Genomic DNA, 16,855 nt, shown 5'->3' on the forward strand with positions numbered 1-16,855 from the left:
GGAGAAAAAGGCAATTTTTCGTTCAAAATCGAACGAAAAATTGTCTTTTTTGATGGCGAGTATATAAAAAAATTAAAAGCTAAGGTTTTTCAGTGCCCTCCCTTTCCGCGGGCGTTGCCTCAGTCTCCTCGCTACGCTGCGGGGCCTTCGACTAACGCTATTCCCGCTGGAGTGTCGCTTTATTCAACGATTTTCTAGAAATGAAAAAGTATTTACTCAGAAAATAGACAGTATTTCAGTGCCTACAACGTAGTAACGAGGAAGCATGGAATTTTGCCGAAGCGAGTGGCTTTTTCCAGACTCAATTAGTCTTAAATCTATTTTATAAGAATAAAGACTGAACTAATGCGCTCATTTTGGATGTATTTGAACATATCGAATAGCAACTCTAGAGGTAAAAGCTACGAGACTCCTGCGGAAAAACGAAGTGTCCAAGACCCCGCACGAGCCTATCGAGGAGGAGGCTTGGCGTTTCGTCCGCGGAAAGCGAGTGGCTTTTTCCGGACTCAATTGTCATATTTCTATTTTATAAGAGAAAAGACTAAACAAATCGCGTTCATTTTGTATACTTTAGACATTATGGCATAAGAACTCTAGAGTAAAAATCGCCAGACTCCTCGGAAAAACGGAACGTCCAAAACCACTTACAACCGTAGCGAAAGCACTGATAAGTCCCTATTATTCGACTTTGCCAAATGGATTGTCCAATAGTCCAATAAATAAGAAAATCGTTGAAACGGCTCCCTTTCCGCGGGCGTTGCCTCAGTCTCCTCGCTACGCTGCGGGGCCTTCGACTAACGCTATTCCCGCTGGAGCGTCGCCTTATTCAACGATTTTTTGGAAATAAAAGAAATTATCTTAAAAAATAGACAGTTTTTAGTTCCCTCAGCCTGCGACGAGGAGGCTCAAAACCCGCCCGCGGAAAGCACCTCCTGTAGCAGAAATCCGCTTTCTTAAAAACTCTTCTGGTAACTCCGAATTATAAGGACTTTTTCAGTGCCCTCCTTAAGCTTGTTCGGCGTCTCAATGGCTCGCTTATCCGCAGGAGTCACCGCCTAACCCCTTTCTTTTCTAAGAGATTGAAGAAATAACAGAGGGGATAGAAATCTCCACTGTTCGAAAACCTATTCCATATTTCTCTTTTTATATGAAAAACAATGCAAATAACGGACAAATAAATGCTCCGATTACTGCACTTAAAGTCATTGATACTGATCCCATAGACAATGCTTGTTCCCCGTACTCGGATAATTTGGAAATACCAAAACCATGAGACGCACTTCCCATAGATATTCCCCTACTTACAGATTTTTCAATACGACATAATTTAAAAACCAATGGTCCTACTAAAACTCCAGTTAAACCTGCAACTATAACAAAAACTGCTGTTAAGGCTGGGAAACCACCAATCGATTCACTGATTTGCATTGCTACAGGGGTAGTAATGGATTTTGATAAGAGAGAGCGAACAATCTCATCATCTATGTTTAACAACTTAGCAAGTATTACTATACTTACAATTCCAGTAAACATTGCAACTACAACACTTGAAATGATGGAAAATTTATACTTTTTAATAATTCCTCTTTGTGTATATAAAGGATATGCAAGACTAACTACCGCAGGACCTAACATTGCGTCAATCCATTTGGCCCCATCCATGTAAGTATCATAGGAAATGGAAAATGAAGTTAATAATAGTACAATTAGAATTGTTGTCGTAAGAACTGGAAATAAAAGCGGCGTTGAAAAGCGTGCATTTAGTTTTGTCATTAAGTAGTATATCAAGACTGTACCAACAATCATACTTATAGCAAGCATTTAAACAGCCCCCTTCGACGACTCTTTGTTCTCTAAGTATTGACAGATGCGCCCTGAAATTCCAATTGTAAGTATCGTACTAATAATGACCGATAATATTAATAAAAGTCCATGTACTGACAATAACTCGGGATACTTCATCACTCCAACGGTTGCAGGGATGAAAAATAAAGGTAGTACTCCAAGTAAAAATCCAGCACCATCTCTTATTAATGAAACTGGAGTTATTTTCAAGTGTAATGTTATTAATAGCAATAATAAGCCTACAATACTACCTGGAAATTTTATATGTAATGTTTGAACAAAAAGTGTTCCTAACAGAGAAAACATATAGATTATTATTATTTGTAATACAATACGGATATACGTTGACATAAAAACCACTTTAAAAGATATTTCTCCTAAAGCCAATACCTCCTACTCCTTATTAATATGCAATATTTTACGCCTCTTACATCAACAAATCTATGATTTAGACTAATCCTTGTTCATTCAACCGCTAGAATCGACAGACTTGATGAGATCAATTGTGAAAATTACTTAACTGTATATTTCATTTTTTCTATAGAATGCACAATAAAACATCCCTGTGAATGCAACATTCACAGGGATGTTCTAACTAATTATTGTTCAATACCCTTTATTGTTTGAGGATCAATAAAATCATAGCCTTTTGCACGTAACCCTTTCACAATATCAGCCAAAGCTTCTGCAGTCCATTTACGGTCATGCATTAATAAATTTGCTCCATTTGTTAAATATTCTGTATTGACCATAATATCAGCTAAATTAGCTGAATCCATATATTTCTTTTCCCAGTCATAGCCGTAAGTCCAGTTCATCAGAAGCATCTTTTCGCTCTGAACAAGGGATTTACTGAAATCTGTGTTAACTCCATAAGGAGCTCTGAAGAATTTTGGTTTTTCTCCAATAACCGACTGAACTGTTTCACTTACTTTCAATATTTCTTCTTTTTGTTGATCTTCCGAACTATTTTTTAAATTTGCATGTGTTTGTGTATGATTTCCAATTGCAAATCCCATATCATAAATTTCTTTCAAATTCGCTTTTCCTTCGTCTGTCTCAATAAAATGTCCATTTACGAAAAAGATGGCTGGCGCATTTAATTCTTTTAATGTTTTAGCCATTTCCACTGCATATTTTTCTGGAGCATCATCAATCGTGAGTAATACTACTTTAGGATTTGCATCTCCTACTGGTTTAAAAGTCCAATTTGCTGGATTTAATTCGTAAAGTATTTCGGGCTTTTTCTCTTCTACTGGAGCTACAGTTTCTATTACTTCTTTTTCTTCCTGATCTTCTGTCACAACTTCTGTAGATTCATCACTTTCTTTTTGTGGCTTTGATTCTTCTTTCTCCGCGAATCCACATGCTGAAAGTACAAGCATCAATGCTGCAAGTAAAATCCATTTTGTCTTATTCATGTTGATCACCCATTCCTTTCCATTACCATTTTAACATGCTAGGAAGAAAATCGTTTAGAGTAAATCTACTCGTTTTCATATAATCATTATTGACCTTTCTATCTGAACAACATAAATAATTCACTTAATAAATCTATAAATTGGAAGTAATTAAAGTACCCTTTGTTAATCTTTTCAACAATATTTCTACATATAACGAATTATCCTACTTTTTATAGCTAATAAAATCTCGAAATACAATTGTTTAAAGGGCACTGAAAAAGTCCTCCAAGAGATTCCATAGAGAGTATGGTGAATGACAAGTTGTTCACATACTCTCTTTTTATTGGGAAATCGTTGATTTCCGTTCCAGGCGGACGCTTTCCGCCGGCATGGCTTCAGCCGCTTCCCTTGCTCCTGCGCAAGCTCGTCGCAAAAATTAATTTCGCTACGCTCAGTCCAGGGTCTTCAGCTCATGCTATTCCAGCTGGAGTCGCCGCCTTCCCCTCCAATCAACTAACATCCACCTATTCTTCTAAAAACCTTCTTCGTTTATAATAGAGGACTAACTAATTGTTGGTGTGCAAAATGATTTCTAACCAAGAAACCCTTAATTTAAGCCCATTCATGGCGATTTATGATTTGGTCGTTCCTAAAGATAATACACTTCGTCAAATAAACGAATTTGTAGACCTCTCCTTCGTTTTAGAGGAGTTGAAAACAAAATATTGGTTAGATAGTGGTCGGAATGCAATTCCCCCAATTCGGATGTTCAAGTACTTACTATATAAAGGCAATTTTTGATGTATCCGATGTGGATCTAGTAGAACGGTCCAAATACGACATGTCGTTCAAGTATTTCTTAGATTTGCCACCAGAAGATCCCGTGATCGACCCAAGTTCACTCACTAAATTTCGCTGGCTTTGTCTCCAAGACATAAGCTTATTAGATTTGCTTATTGGGAAGCGGAAAGGGAGCCATTTTAATGATTTTCAAATCTATGGGGTAATTGTACAGCTCCGTCTGGCAAAGCTGATAATAAGTATTTTCATCGGCATTAGCTTAGCGAGGACATTGAAAAAGAGTTAATTTATTTAGATAAATTTCTAGAAAATCATTGAAAAAGGCAACACTCCTGCGGGAATAGTGTTAGTCGAAGACCCCGCAGCGAAGCGAGGGAGGCCACTGAAAAACTCAAAACTATTATTTTTTATAGGAACTATTTGCTGTATATCATTTAAAGAATTTAGCGCGACGCATGAGACTCCTGCGGGAAAGCGAGACAGACGAGACCCCGCACAAAGCGAAGCGTAGGAGGAGGCTCGTCGCTCGCCCGCGGAAAGCGAATGCCAAAGCGCTAAATTCTCTTAGGACTATTTGATAGATAATTTATATGAATGACACTTTTTCAGTGCCCTCGAAGCGAGGAGGCTTAGGCAAAGTCCGCGGAAAGGGAGCCAATTCAACGAATTTCTTATCTATTGGGGTTATTGTACCACTCAGTCCGATAACGCTAATTATAGGGACTTTTTCAGTGCCCTCAGACTGGCCACCAAGCAACTCGACACTCTATAGCGGTAAGCTTCGGGATACATGATTTACCAAAAACAACAAGAAAGTAGCTAACTTGTTTTTTTAGAATTAATCTACAGTCTGCAAGTGTTAAAGCACTTTAGTTTTACAATTCCATAAAAAAAACTACTTGAAGAATTAATCATCAAGTAGTTTTAAATATCCCCTCTTAGAGGATATGTTCACAATTATTTTAAGATATGAATTGGGTGACCCATTACAACTTCAGCAGCTTCCATTGCAATTTCCCCTAATGTTGGGTGCGCATGAATTGTCATAGCAATATCTTCCACAGTCATTCCAGCTTCGATAGCTAATCCAAGCTCTGCAATCATGTCAGAAGCTCCTTGGCCTACGATTTGTGCTCCAAGAAGTAACCCATCTTCTTTACGAGAAACAAGTTTAACGAAACCATCTGTAGTATTTAGTGCAAGTGCACGTCCGTTAGCTCCAAATGGGAATTTCCCTGCATTAACGTCAAATCCTTGTTCTTTTGCTTGCGCTTCAGATAAACCAACAGTCGCAAGTTCAGGGTCCGTAAAGCATACTGCTGGAATTGCTAAATAATCTACAACAGAAGATTGACCAGCAATTGCTTCCGCAGCTACTTTACCTTCGTATGATGCTTTATGTGCAAGCTGTGGACCAGCAACAACATCACCAATAGCGAAAATATTGCTAATGCTAGTACGACATTGTTTATCTACTTCGATTAGTCCACGTTCAGCAAATTTAATACCTAATTCTTCTAATCCGATTTCATCCGTATTTGGACGACGACCTACAGTTACTAATACATAGTCAGCTTCTACTTTTCTTTCTTCTCCGCCAACTTCATAAGTCACTACTACGCCATTATCAGATTCTTCCACGCCTTTAGCAGAAGCTTTTACTTCAACTGTAACGCCTTTTTTCTTAAGACCTTTTTTAACAATTGTAGTCATTTGTTTTTCGAAACCAGCTAAAATATCGTCGCCGCCTTCAATAATTGTTACACTTGATCCTAAGTTAGCGAATGCTGATCCAAGCTCAGTTCCAATATATCCTCCACCGATAACTACAAGTTTACCAGGAATTTCAGGTAAACTTAATGCACCAGTTGAATTGATAACACGTTTAGTGTATTTAAATGTCGGAATTTCTACTGGACGTGATCCAGTTGCAATAATCGCATTTTTAAATTTATACGTTTGTGCAGAAGTTTCATCCATTACACGAACTGTATTTGCATCTACAAAATAAGCTTCCCCATTAACTACATCTACTTTATTTCCTTTTAATAATCCAGAAACCCCGCTAGTTAATTTTTTTACAACACCATCTTTGAAAGCTTGAGCTTTAGAAAAGTCAATTTTCACGTCAGATGCAGTAATACCCATTTCATCTGCATGTTTTGCTTGTTCAAAACGGTGTCCAACAGAGATTAAAGCTTTCGAAGGAATACATCCAACGTTTAAGCAAACTCCACCTATATGTTCTTTTTCAACTACCACTACTTTTTGTCCTGTTTGAGCAGCACGTATTGCAGCTACATAACCTCCAGGACCTGAACCGATGACTAAAGTATCTGTTTCAATTGGGAAATCTCCTACTACCATTTTTTACGCCTCCATTAATAAAAGTTCTGGACTGCTTAGCAAGCGTTTAATATGGTTCAACGCATGTTGAGCAGTCGCACCATCGATCATTCGATGATCAAAGCTCAATGATAATGCTAACACAGGAGCAGCTACAATTTCACCATTTTTTATTACAGGTTTTTCTGAAATTCGACCAATTCCTAATATAGCAACCTCTGGGTGGTTAATAACTGGAGTAAACCATTGGCCACCAGCTGATCCAATATTCGTAATAGAGCATGATGCTCCTTTCATTTCAGCAGGAGAAAGTTTTCCTTCACGAGCTTTCACAGCAAGTGAATTAATCTCATCTGAAATAGCGAACACAGATTTACGATCAGCATGTTTGATAACTGGAACTAGTAATCCTTTATCAGTATCTGCAGCGATCCCAATATTGAAATAGTGTTTTTGAATAACTTCACTTGTTGCATCGTCATAAGATGTATTCAATTGTGGGAATTCACGTAAAGTACTTACTAGAGCTTTTACTACATATGGTAAGTAAGTTAACTTAATATTTTTCTCTGCTGCAATATCTTTGAACTTTTTACGGTGTGAAACTAATTCTGTTACATCTACTTCATCCATTAACGTTACATGAGGAGCCGTATGTTTCGAATGTACCATTGCTTTTGCAATTGCTTTACGGATTCCAGAAATTTTCTCACGAGTTTCTGGGAATTCACCCTCTAATGGAATTGAAATAGAAGTTTTTTCTTCTACTTTCGGTTGTTGCGTTGTTTCTTCCACTTGCGCTTCTGTCGTAACCTCAGCAGGTTTGTTATCACCAGATAAGAACGATTCAATGTCTTCTTTTAAAACACGACCATTTTTCCCTGTACCTGTAACATCCGCAATATTTACTTCGTTATCACGTGCAAATTTACGAACAGATGGCATTGCAATAACACGTTTGTTACCTTTTGCTTCTTGCTTCGGTTGTTCTGTAGCTACAGAATTTTTTTCAATCGCTTGACCTGCTTCTGCAGTTGCTTGTACTTGTGCTTCTGTTTTTTCAGTAGCGGTTGAATCTTCACTATCATGCCCTTTAAATTTAAGGTCTTCGTATCCTGGAGCATCTATTCTTACTAATACGTCTCCAACGACTGCAACTGTACCTTCACTTACTAATACTTCTGTAACTTTACCTTTAACAGGAGAAGGTATTTCTACAACTGCTTTATCATTTTGTACTTCGCATAAAATATCGTCTTCCGCTACTTCGTCGCCAGCTTTCACAAACCATTTAACGATCTCGCCTTCGTGGATACCTTCACCGATATCTGGTAATCGAAATTCAAATGCCACAGTATTCACCCTTTCTTTTTACGATTCTATCAATTAAAACGTTAATACTTTCTTAGCTGTTTCTACTATATCCTTAACACCCGGTAACCAAACTGTTTCCGCTTGAGAGAATGGATAAACAGTATCAGGAGCAGCAACTCGTAAAACTGGTGCTTCCAAACTTAAAATCGCTCTTTCTGTAATCTCAGCTACTACGTTTGCTGCGATACCAGCTTGCTTTTGAGCCTCTTGAACGACCATTGCACGGCCTGTTTTTTCGACAGATGCAATAATAGTTTCAATATCTAGAGGTTGAATTGTACGTAAGTCAACAACTTCAACTGAATGCCCCTCTTTTTCTAACTCTTCTGCAGCTTTTAAGCTCTCATGAACCATAGCGCCATAAGAAATAATTGTTAGATCTGTTCCTTCACGTTTTACATCAGCTTTTCCAAGTGGAATTGTATATTCTTCTTCAGGTACTTCTCCACGGAACGAACGATATAATTTCATATGCTCTAAATAAATTACTGGGTCATTATCACGAATTGCAGAAATTAATAATCCTTTTGCATCATAAGGTGTAGATGGAATAACTACTTTTACACCTGGAGTAGATGTCATTAATAATTCTAAACTATCGGCATGCATTTCTGGTGTATGAACTCCTCCTCCAAATGGAGAACGAATTGTAACAGGTGCATTAAATGATCCACCTGTACGGAAACGCATACGAGAAAGCTGACCACTAATAGAATCCATTACTTCATAAACGAATCCAAAGAATTGAATTTCTGGAACTGGTCTGAATCCTTGAAGCGCTAATCCTACTGCAAGACCACCTATACCAGATTCTGCTAGAGGTGTATCGAATACACGATCTTCCCCAAACTCTTTTTGTAAACCTTCCGTAGCACGGAATACTCCTCCGTTAACGCCTACGTCTTCACCGAAGACTAGAACGTTTTCATCATTTTTAAGCTCTGTACGGAGTGCTTCCGTAATTGCTTGAATCATCGTCAATTGTGCCATCGGTTACTTCGACTCCTTCTCTGTATAGTAAGCTAATTGCTCATCTAAGTTATATGGATTTTCTTCATACATAATATTAATCAAATCAGTTACTTTTTGCTTTGGAGCAGCATCTGCTTTTTTGATTGCTTCTTTTATTTCTTCTTTTGCTTTTTCAATTACTACGACTTCTTTTTCTTCGTTCCATAATCCTTTTCCTTCTAAATATGTACGGAATCGAACAAGTGGGTCTCTTTTTTCCCAAGCAGAATCAGTTTCAGAAGTACGGTAGCGTGTTGGGTCATCCCCTGCCATCGTATGAGGACCGTAACGGTAACATACAGTTTCGATTAAAGTAGGACCTTCTCCTCTAATCGCACGTTCTCTTGCATCTTTTGTCGCTGCATATACTGCTAATGGATCCATACCATCTACTACAACACTTGGAATACCTGCAGCAATACCTTTTTGTGCAATTGTTTTCGCAGCTGTTTGTAGTTCACGTGGTGTAGAAATTGCGTATTGATTGTTTTGTACGATAAATACAGCAGGTGAACGGTATGCTCCTGCAAAGTTAATACCTTCATAGAAATCACCTTGAGAAGATCCTCCATCACCAGTGTAAGTGATTGCAATCGCTTTCTTCCCGCGTTTTTGCATACCAAGTGCTACTCCAGCAGCTTGAATAAATTGTGCACCAATAATAATTTGTGGTGGAAATACATTTACACCTTCTGGAATTTGGTTCCCCATGAAATGTCCACGAGAGAATAAAAACGCTTGCCAAAGTGGCAATCCGTGCCATACGATTTGAGGCACATCACGATAACCTGGTAATATGAAATCTTCTTTTTCAAGTGCAAATTGAGAAGCTAACTGAGAAGCTTCTTGTCCTGCTGTTGGAGCATAAAAACCTAAACGTCCTTGACGGTTTAAGGAAATGGAACGTTGATCTAGAATTCGTGTATAAACCATTCGGCTCATTAATTCTACTAATTCTTCATCTGATAAGTTAGGATTTGCTTTTTCGTTCACTATTGTCCCTTCTTCGTTCAGAATCTGGAACATCTCAAACTTTTCTTCAATCTCTTGAAGCGTTTTCTTTGGATCTAACTGCGTTAAATTTTTTGCAGCCATAATAGCAACTCTCCTTTTCTTCTGTATTAAAATTTCTTAATCCATAATGTAATACAACAAAACTTCTTTTTTAGTATACTCAAGAATAATTCTTCGGTCAATTATATAAAATAAAGGCTTTTCTTTATAAGAAAATTAAAAACTTTTCAATCTGTACTAGTAATTAATAACAACTGTATTATATCAGATTATCATTTTATCAATTTTATATAACACAAAAGCAGCCTTCAATTAGACTGCTTCAGACTGTTGACAAACGCTTTCATTCTTCGTTACTTGTGCTCGTTGTAAGCTCATGAACTATAGTTCAATTCACTTCCGCCTCGCACTAGCGCGCCTCGACTGACAAGCGTTTTCAAGACAGTCTGAAGTGCCACCTACGAAATTTGATTTTGTCTACGACCTGAAGCAGCCTTCAATTAGACTGCTTTCCTTCTAGAATTATTATTTTTCTTTTTGTAATAAAGTAAAAACTTCTTCTTTCACTTGATTCAATTGTTCGGTAAGTACATTGAATTGTTCTACTGCTTTTTGTACGACTTTGTTTTGTTCATTAACGTCTTTAACTTTTTCTTGGATAGTACTTACTTGTGCATCATCAGTTATTAGCAGGTTGTATAATTCTTCTTGTAAATTAGCTAGAGCATTATATTGTTCTGTCAAATTATCATAAGCAGCATATCGATTTTTTAATGCTTCTTCGATTTTTTGTAAATTTGTTCTATCTTTCTCATCTTCTGTTTCAGAAATAAGTGTTTCTAGGTTCTTCAGCTTTTCAGAAGCTAATTTAATAGAAGCTGCCTCTTTTTCAACTAGTCCCAAACGTTCTTCTAATAGCTTTGCAGTAGCATCCACTTGTTTTGTCAATTCTTCTTTTTGATCTTTCGTTAACTCCATCATACTTTGAAAATTCGATTGTTCTTTTTTCTCCATTTCAACTAGTTCTGATTGCACATCTCTATAATCAGACTCTGAATCATATATTTCTGTTAAAATGTTAGATAACTTTTCATCCGTTGATTCTCCAAAAGAGCATGCCGAAAGTAAAATTACGAAGCTTAATATTACAAAGTATCCCATTTTTTTCATAAAGCAACCTCCCATATCCATTTCACTATAATTGTTCTTGACTTTAAATTCAACTGACCATTTGGCTGTTTTAGTTTAGCAAATGATTATTTTTCGATATAATAATAATATGAAATATGAAAGGACGATAAAAATGATTTTAATGCAAGATATCATTAGAGATGGCCATCCAACTCTACGTAAAAAAACTTCAGAAATGACTTTCCCTTTATCATCAAAAGATCTAAAACTTGCAAATGACTTATTAGATTACGTTCGAAATAGTCAAGATGAAGACCTAGTTGAAAAATACAAATTAAGACCGGGAATCGGACTCGCTGCTCCTCAAGTAAATGCCGAAAAAAGGATGTTCGCATTACATTTGACAGATGAAGATAATAATGTAGTGAGTTTCGTAGCAGTAAACCCCAAAATTATAAGTCACTCAGTAGAAAAAACATATATTACAGCAGGCGAGGGTTGTTTATCTGTAGATGAAGTAATTGAAGGGTATGTTCCAAGGTATGCTCGTATAACTGCAACTGGTTTTTATCCAGATGGTACACCATTCAAAAAACGTTTAAAAGGCATAGTAGCGATTGCCTTTCAACATGAGTTAGATCATTTAAACGGCATCATGTTCTACGATCATATTAATAAAAATAATCCATATGCGGAAATACCTGATTCCACACCATACGATAGATCATAAAAAATGCAGGCACTCGATCAATAATGACCGAGCTGCCTTGCATTTTTTATTCGTATAGATCCTCTAGTCTTGGCATTGCAGTCAATGCCCCAAATTTTGTTGCGCATATTGCTCCAAGTTTGTTACCAAATGAAATATATTCAATCCATTCACCTGTTGTTTTTGGTTTACCTTTCAAATGAATCTCTCTAAGTAACCCTGCCATAAATGCATCTCCAGCTCCTGTTGTATCAACTGGTTCTACCTTTTTTACAGGCACATGTGTTACTTCTCCGTTCATCACGACGTAAGTACCCCTATCCCCAACTGTAATAAGTACGGTAGGTATATGATAACCCCGTAACTTTTGGATACCTTCTTCTAATGTTTTAGTTTCCATAAGAAAAAACAATTCATCCTCTGTTAATTTTAATAAATCTATATGATCAAAAAAAGAAATGATTGTTTCTCTACAATTTTTTTCACTTTCCCATCTCAGTGGTCGAATATTTGCATCAAAAGACAACAGCACATCTAGTTCTTTTACTGCTGCAACTATTTGTGTCGTTGTTTGAAGCGCAACTTTGTGAAATAAAGTTCCTGAGCAAAAATGAAAAACTGAAGCTTTATGGAATGCTTCCTTATCTAAAGTAGAAAATTCTACTTGAATATGCGGCGTTTCATCTACATAGGCGTGAAAAATCCGATCATTTGTATCAGTTAGATGAACATAAACCCCACTAACTCTTTTTTCTGGAACTATTTTCGCATATGAAAGATCCACCCCTTCAGAAGCAAGTTCATCTCTTACAAACTTGGAAGTTTCATCATCTCCAGTAATTGTAATAAAAGAAGAAAAAGCTCCAAGTCTAGAAATGCCGGCCGCTACATTGACGGTTGCTCCTCCTAAAAACTTTGTAAATTGTTTATTAGTTTGATCTTCCGCTATGTAATCTACAAATGCGTCCCCGAAAATTAACACATGCTTATTTTGTGAGTGAATCATTTAAAATCTCCTTATGAAAACTTTTATTTTCTGACTAGCCATTTACTTATCGTATTAAATTCAATTTTTTTAAAGCGTTTATGAGACCATTTTCCGAAACGTGGTCTGTTACAAATGTCGCGTATTGTTTTAATCCTTCCACTGAATTTCCCATAGCAACGCCAGTTCCAACAAATTGAAGCATTTCTAAATCATTTAACCCATCTCCAAATGCGATTGCATCTTCTGGAGATTTACTTAAATGGTTCAGGAGGATTTCAATTCCTTTAGCTTTAGACACCCCTTTTGGAAGTACATCACAAGAAACTCTATGCCAACGAACAAACTTTAAGTTCGGAAAAACGTGTTCATATTCTTTTTGTACTTCTGCGTCGCAAAAGATGAGTGCTTGATGAATATCATTAGTTAAAAAGAAGTTTTCTGCTTTCCGTGGATATGATATTTTTAGCGAGGATATACTTTCGAATACATCTTGATGCTCTGGAAGATTTGAGACCATCTCATAACTATCCATATAAACTAAAGGTTGATCTCGTACAGTTGCGAAATCTGTTAAGCGTTGAAGCTCTTTTTTATCGAGTATCCCTTTATGTATGACATTTCCTTTATATTGGACAATCTGCCCATTATAACAGATGAACGAGTCTATGTTTAATTGTTCTAAAACAAATTTTGCAGTGAATGGAGATCTACCAGTAGATATAACAACCTCGTGCCCATTTTCTTTTGCTTCATCAATTGCTTCTTTTACTCCAACTGGTATATTTTTATCATTATCTAGAATAGTTCCATCAATATCAAAAAATAATATTTTATTTTCCATAAAAAAACCCCTGTCCATAATGCGAATAATTTGACTTTTCAGCTAGAATCCTTTACACAACTCACCATTCTGTATATAATGAAAAGTAAGGAGTGGGTTGCCATGTTGAAACGCCTGAAAAGGAAATTGTTGAGACGGCTCGGCGGGATACTCAGAAAAAAAACGATCGCATAAATTTTTATGCCCTTCAATGTTTGGAGGGCTTTTCTTTATTTTAAATAAATAGCGTGATAATATAAAGAGAATTGATTTATTTGAACGTGAAAAAGGAGAGTATAAAATGATTTATAAAGTTTATTATCAAGAAAATGCACTAGAAGTACCAGTTCGCGAAAACACAAAGAGTCTCTACGTAGAAGCAGGATCCGAACGTGAAGTTCGTGCTGCTTTAAAAGATCGAAAGTACAATATCGAATTAATTCAATTGCTTGAAGGTAATCATTTAGAATACGAACAAGCAAGCCAGAATTTTAAAGTTGAGAAATTTTAATCTATGAAGTTTGTAAAGAATGATCAAACAGCCGTTTTCGCCCTCGGCGGACTAGGTGAAATCGGAAAAAACACATATGCAGTACAGTTTCAAGATGAAATTATTTTGATTGATGCTGGTATTAAGTTCCCAGAAGATGATTTATTGGGAATCGATTATGTTATTCCTGACTATACGTATTTAGTTAAAAATGTAGATAAAATTAAAGGCTTATTTATCACACATGGTCATGAAGATCATATCGGTGGAATTCCTTATTTATTGAAGCAAATCAATGTTCCAGTTTATGGAGGGAAATTAGCACTTGGTCTTCTTCGCAATAAATTAGAAGAACATGGGTTACTTCGCCAAACAAAAATGAATGTCATAGAAGAAGATGATGTCGTTAAGTTTAGAAAAACAGCTGTAAGTTTCTTTAGAACGACACATAGTATCCCAGATGCGTTCGGAATTGTTGTAAAAACACCACCTGGAAATATTGTACACACAGGTGATTTTAAATTTGATTTCACACCTGTTGGAGAACCAGCTAACTTAACAAGAATGGCTGAAATCGGACGTGACGGTGTACTTTGTCTTCTATCAGATAGCACAAATGCAGAAGTCCCTAATTTTACTATGTCAGAGCGTAAAGTCGGCGAGAGCATGGACTCTATTTTCCGAAAAGTAAATGGTCGTATTATCTTTGCTACTTTCGCTTCGAATATTCATAGACTTCAACAAGTAACAGATGCAGCAGTTCATCATAATCGTAAAATTGCTGTTTTCGGTAGAAGTATGGATAATGCTATTACAATTGGGCGTGAACTTGGTTACATCACTGCACCAAAAGAAACTTTTGTAGATGCAAGCGCATTAAATCGTTTACCTGCAAATGAAGTATTAATTTTGTGTACAGGCAGTCAAGGTGAACCGATGGCAGCTCTTTCACGAATTGCAAATGGTACACATCGTCAAATCCAAATTCAGCCAGGAGATACAGTTGTATTTTCTTCATCTCCGATTCCTGGTAATAGAGCAAGTGTTAATCGTACGATTAACTTACTTTACAGAGCTGGAGCTGAAGTTATCCATGGTTCTTTGAATAATATTCATACATCTGGACATGGTTCGCAAGAAGAGCAAAAACTGATGCTTCGCTTAATGAAACCGAAATTTTTCATGCCAATTCACGGTGAATATCGAATGCTCAAAATTCATACAGAACTAGCCGTTGATTGTGATGTTCTACAAGAAAACACATTTATTATGGAAAATGGCGATGTACTTGCTTTAAGTTCGAATGAAGCACATGTTGCAGGAAGAATTCCTTCAGGAGATGTTTATATCGATGGAAGTGGAATTGGTGATATTGGCAATATCGTACTTAGAGATAGACGCATTTTATCTGAGGAAGGTTTAGTCATTGTTGTAGTTAGTGCAGATATGGAAAAGAAAAAAATCGTTTCTGGTCCAGACATTATATCCCGTGGATTCGTATACATGCGTGAGTCAGGGACAATGATAAATGAAGCACAGCAAATGCTAAACAAACATTTACGTCTTACTCTTCAAGATAAACCTGCTGAATGGTCTGAGTTAAAAAGTGAAATTACGGATGTTTTAAGTCCATACTTATATGAAAAAACAAAAAGACGTCCAATGATCTTACCAATTATTATGGAAGTATAAGAAAAGCGCCTACTCTAGTTCTGCCTAGGCATCTTAATGACATCTAATTCAGTGCAGTGTATACAAATATATGGCGAGCTTTCCATCGATTTTTTGGAGGAAAGGCTCGCCTTTTTAGATTTAAACAGACTTATAATTTTAGAACGTAAGTTATTCAGTGGCCTCCCCTTTTAGTACATCCTGTCTTTATTGTTTCTGGCAGCACGTCGGCAACCTTATTAACGGATAAGTTTTAAGAGGGATAGGACAAAATGGTGGCACATAATGCATAGTTTGGAGAAGCGTCCGCTCGCCTCCTGCGGGAATAGCGAGACAGACGAGACCCCACACGTAGCGCTAGCTACGGAGGAGGCTCGACGCTCGCCCGCGGAAAGCGAGCGGTAAGCTTCGGAAAACAAATTATTTACCAAATGTATATACTTTCTTAATCTATAAAAAAAAGCGCCATCCAAACATGGATGGCGTCTTTTTCATTTATTAAGATAGAACTTTCTTTTCAAAGCGATGAATATCAACATCTGCACCGATGATAATAAGTACATCATTCAGTTTTAGTGGTTCATCAACTTGAGGAGAAACAATAATTTCATTTCCTCTTTTTACAGCTACTATATTGATACCATATCTCGCTCGTATATCTAAATCAATAATGGAATGTCCTGCAATCTTCTCATTAACTCTTATTTCTATAATGGAGTGTTCATCTGAAAGCTCTAAATAGTCTAGTACATTATTAGAAATAATGTTATTGGCAATTCGAATCCCCATATCTCGCTCAGGGTGTACAACCTGGTCTGCTCCAATTTTCCTTAACACCTTTTCATGGTAATCATTTTGTGCTTTAACTGTAATTCTTTTTACTCCAATTTCTTTCAACATTAGTGTCGTTAAAATACTGGACTGGATATCGTCACCGATCGCAATAATGACATGTTCAAAGTTACGAATACCAAGAGACTTTAACGCTGCTTCATCTGTTGTATCCGCTACAACCGCCTGTGTTGCAATTGTTGCAAATTCATCCACTCGTTCTGGTACTATATCAATGGCCATCACATCGGCGCCTTGATTGACTAGTTCCTTTACAATACTTCCTCCAAATCGACCTAATCCTATGACAACAAATTCTTTTTGCACGCCTATACCTCCCTACAATTCGAATGCACTTAGTTTACCACAGAGCTCGACTTTCTGCGACGTGCTTAAGCATTAAGTAATCGAAAAATAAGTC

Annotated in this window: 15 protein-coding genes and 1 pseudogene; 5 read left to right on the forward strand and 11 right to left on the reverse strand. The window is 36.8% G+C overall.

What is annotated here, in order from left to right:
* Positions 1 to 198, forward strand: a 198-nt coding sequence (locus FG384_RS20015; RefSeq protein ID WP_205961766.1) for a hypothetical protein, incomplete at its 5' end; no start/stop codon positions are given.
* A 945-nt stretch (positions 199 to 1,143) separates the two neighbouring features.
* Here FG384_RS20015 and FG384_RS08215 read toward each other — a convergent pair.
* The 3 genes from FG384_RS08215 to FG384_RS08225 all read right to left on the reverse strand — a co-directional run bounded on the left by FG384_RS08215 (position 1,144) and on the right by FG384_RS08225 (position 3,266).
* Positions 1,144 to 1,821, reverse strand: coding sequence for an LrgB family protein (locus FG384_RS08215; protein WP_142642118.1), 678 nt, complete (start codon positions 1,819 to 1,821; stop codon positions 1,144 to 1,146).
* Entirely contained in the window at positions 1,822 to 2,196 is a 375-nt protein-coding gene (locus FG384_RS08220; protein WP_142642248.1) for a CidA/LrgA family protein, read from the reverse strand.
* Positions 2,197 to 2,444: 248 nt separating this feature from the next.
* On the reverse strand, positions 2,445 to 3,266 hold the full coding sequence (locus FG384_RS08225; RefSeq protein ID WP_142642119.1) for a polysaccharide deacetylase family protein: 822 nt from the start codon (positions 3,264 to 3,266) through the stop codon (positions 2,445 to 2,447).
* Between the two features lie 567 nt (positions 3,267 to 3,833).
* On the opposite strand from FG384_RS08225, the pseudogene FG384_RS08230 reads away from it, so the two are divergent.
* Positions 3,834 to 4,212 (forward strand): annotated as a pseudogene (locus tag FG384_RS08230) (transposase); the annotation flags it as partial.
* 794 nt (positions 4,213 to 5,006) lie between these two features.
* On the opposite strand, the gene lpdA reads toward FG384_RS08230, so the two are convergent.
* The 5 genes from lpdA to FG384_RS08255 all read right to left on the reverse strand — a co-directional run bounded on the left by lpdA (position 5,007) and on the right by FG384_RS08255 (position 10,964).
* Positions 5,007 to 6,416 carry a dihydrolipoyl dehydrogenase gene (gene lpdA, locus FG384_RS08235; RefSeq protein ID WP_142642120.1) on the reverse strand — a complete coding sequence of 470 codons (1,410 nt, stop codon included), beginning with the start codon at positions 6,414 to 6,416 and terminating at the stop codon, positions 5,007 to 5,009.
* Positions 6,417 to 6,419: 3 nt separating this feature from the next.
* Entirely contained in the window at positions 6,420 to 7,748 is a 1,329-nt protein-coding gene (locus FG384_RS08240) for a dihydrolipoamide acetyltransferase family protein (protein ID WP_142642121.1), read from the reverse strand.
* Positions 7,749 to 7,781: 33 nt separating this feature from the next.
* Entirely contained in the window at positions 7,782 to 8,759 is a 978-nt protein-coding gene (locus FG384_RS08245) for an alpha-ketoacid dehydrogenase subunit beta (RefSeq protein WP_142642122.1), read from the reverse strand.
* Between the two features lie 3 nt (positions 8,760 to 8,762).
* Positions 8,763 to 9,875: a pyruvate dehydrogenase (acetyl-transferring) E1 component subunit alpha gene (gene pdhA / locus FG384_RS08250; RefSeq protein WP_142642123.1), complete on the reverse strand. Its 1,113-nt coding sequence runs from the start codon at positions 9,873 to 9,875 to the stop codon at positions 8,763 to 8,765.
* 444 nt (positions 9,876 to 10,319) lie between these two features.
* Positions 10,320 to 10,964 carry a YkyA family protein gene (locus FG384_RS08255; protein ID WP_166462409.1) on the reverse strand — a complete coding sequence of 215 codons (645 nt, stop codon included), beginning with the start codon at positions 10,962 to 10,964 and terminating at the stop codon, positions 10,320 to 10,322.
* 133 nt (positions 10,965 to 11,097) lie between these two features.
* On the opposite strand from FG384_RS08255, the gene def reads away from it, so the two are divergent.
* Positions 11,098 to 11,655 carry a peptide deformylase gene (gene def / locus FG384_RS08260; protein ID WP_142642125.1) on the forward strand — a complete coding sequence of 186 codons (558 nt, stop codon included), beginning with the start codon at positions 11,098 to 11,100 and terminating at the stop codon, positions 11,653 to 11,655.
* 46 nt (positions 11,656 to 11,701) lie between these two features.
* On the opposite strand, the gene FG384_RS08265 is transcribed toward def, so the two are convergent.
* Together FG384_RS08265 and FG384_RS08270 are read right to left on the reverse strand one after the other, a co-directional pair.
* Positions 11,702 to 12,640, reverse strand: coding sequence for a carbohydrate kinase family protein (locus FG384_RS08265; RefSeq protein ID WP_142642126.1), 939 nt, complete (start codon positions 12,638 to 12,640; stop codon positions 11,702 to 11,704).
* A 46-nt stretch (positions 12,641 to 12,686) separates the two neighbouring features.
* Positions 12,687 to 13,463: a Cof-type HAD-IIB family hydrolase gene (locus FG384_RS08270; RefSeq protein ID WP_142642127.1), complete on the reverse strand. Its 777-nt coding sequence runs from the start codon at positions 13,461 to 13,463 to the stop codon at positions 12,687 to 12,689.
* A gap of 280 nt (positions 13,464 to 13,743) precedes the next feature.
* On the opposite strand from FG384_RS08270, the gene FG384_RS08275 reads away from it, so the two are divergent.
* Together FG384_RS08275 and rnjA are read left to right on the forward strand one after the other, a co-directional pair.
* Positions 13,744 to 13,953 carry a DNA-dependent RNA polymerase subunit epsilon gene (locus FG384_RS08275; protein ID WP_142642128.1) on the forward strand — a complete coding sequence of 70 codons (210 nt, stop codon included), beginning with the start codon at positions 13,744 to 13,746 and terminating at the stop codon, positions 13,951 to 13,953.
* A gap of 3 nt (positions 13,954 to 13,956) precedes the next feature.
* Entirely contained in the window at positions 13,957 to 15,624 is a 1,668-nt protein-coding gene (gene rnjA / locus FG384_RS08280; protein ID WP_142642129.1) for a ribonuclease J1, read from the forward strand.
* 477 nt (positions 15,625 to 16,101) lie between these two features.
* On the opposite strand, the gene FG384_RS08285 is transcribed toward rnjA, so the two are convergent.
* Positions 16,102 to 16,761: a potassium channel family protein gene (locus FG384_RS08285; protein ID WP_142642130.1), complete on the reverse strand. Its 660-nt coding sequence runs from the start codon at positions 16,759 to 16,761 to the stop codon at positions 16,102 to 16,104.
* Positions 16,762 to 16,855 lie beyond the last annotated feature (94 nt).

The organism is Psychrobacillus vulpis (assembly GCF_006861825.1).
GTDB lineage: Bacteria > Bacillota > Bacilli > Bacillales_A > Planococcaceae > Psychrobacillus > Psychrobacillus vulpis.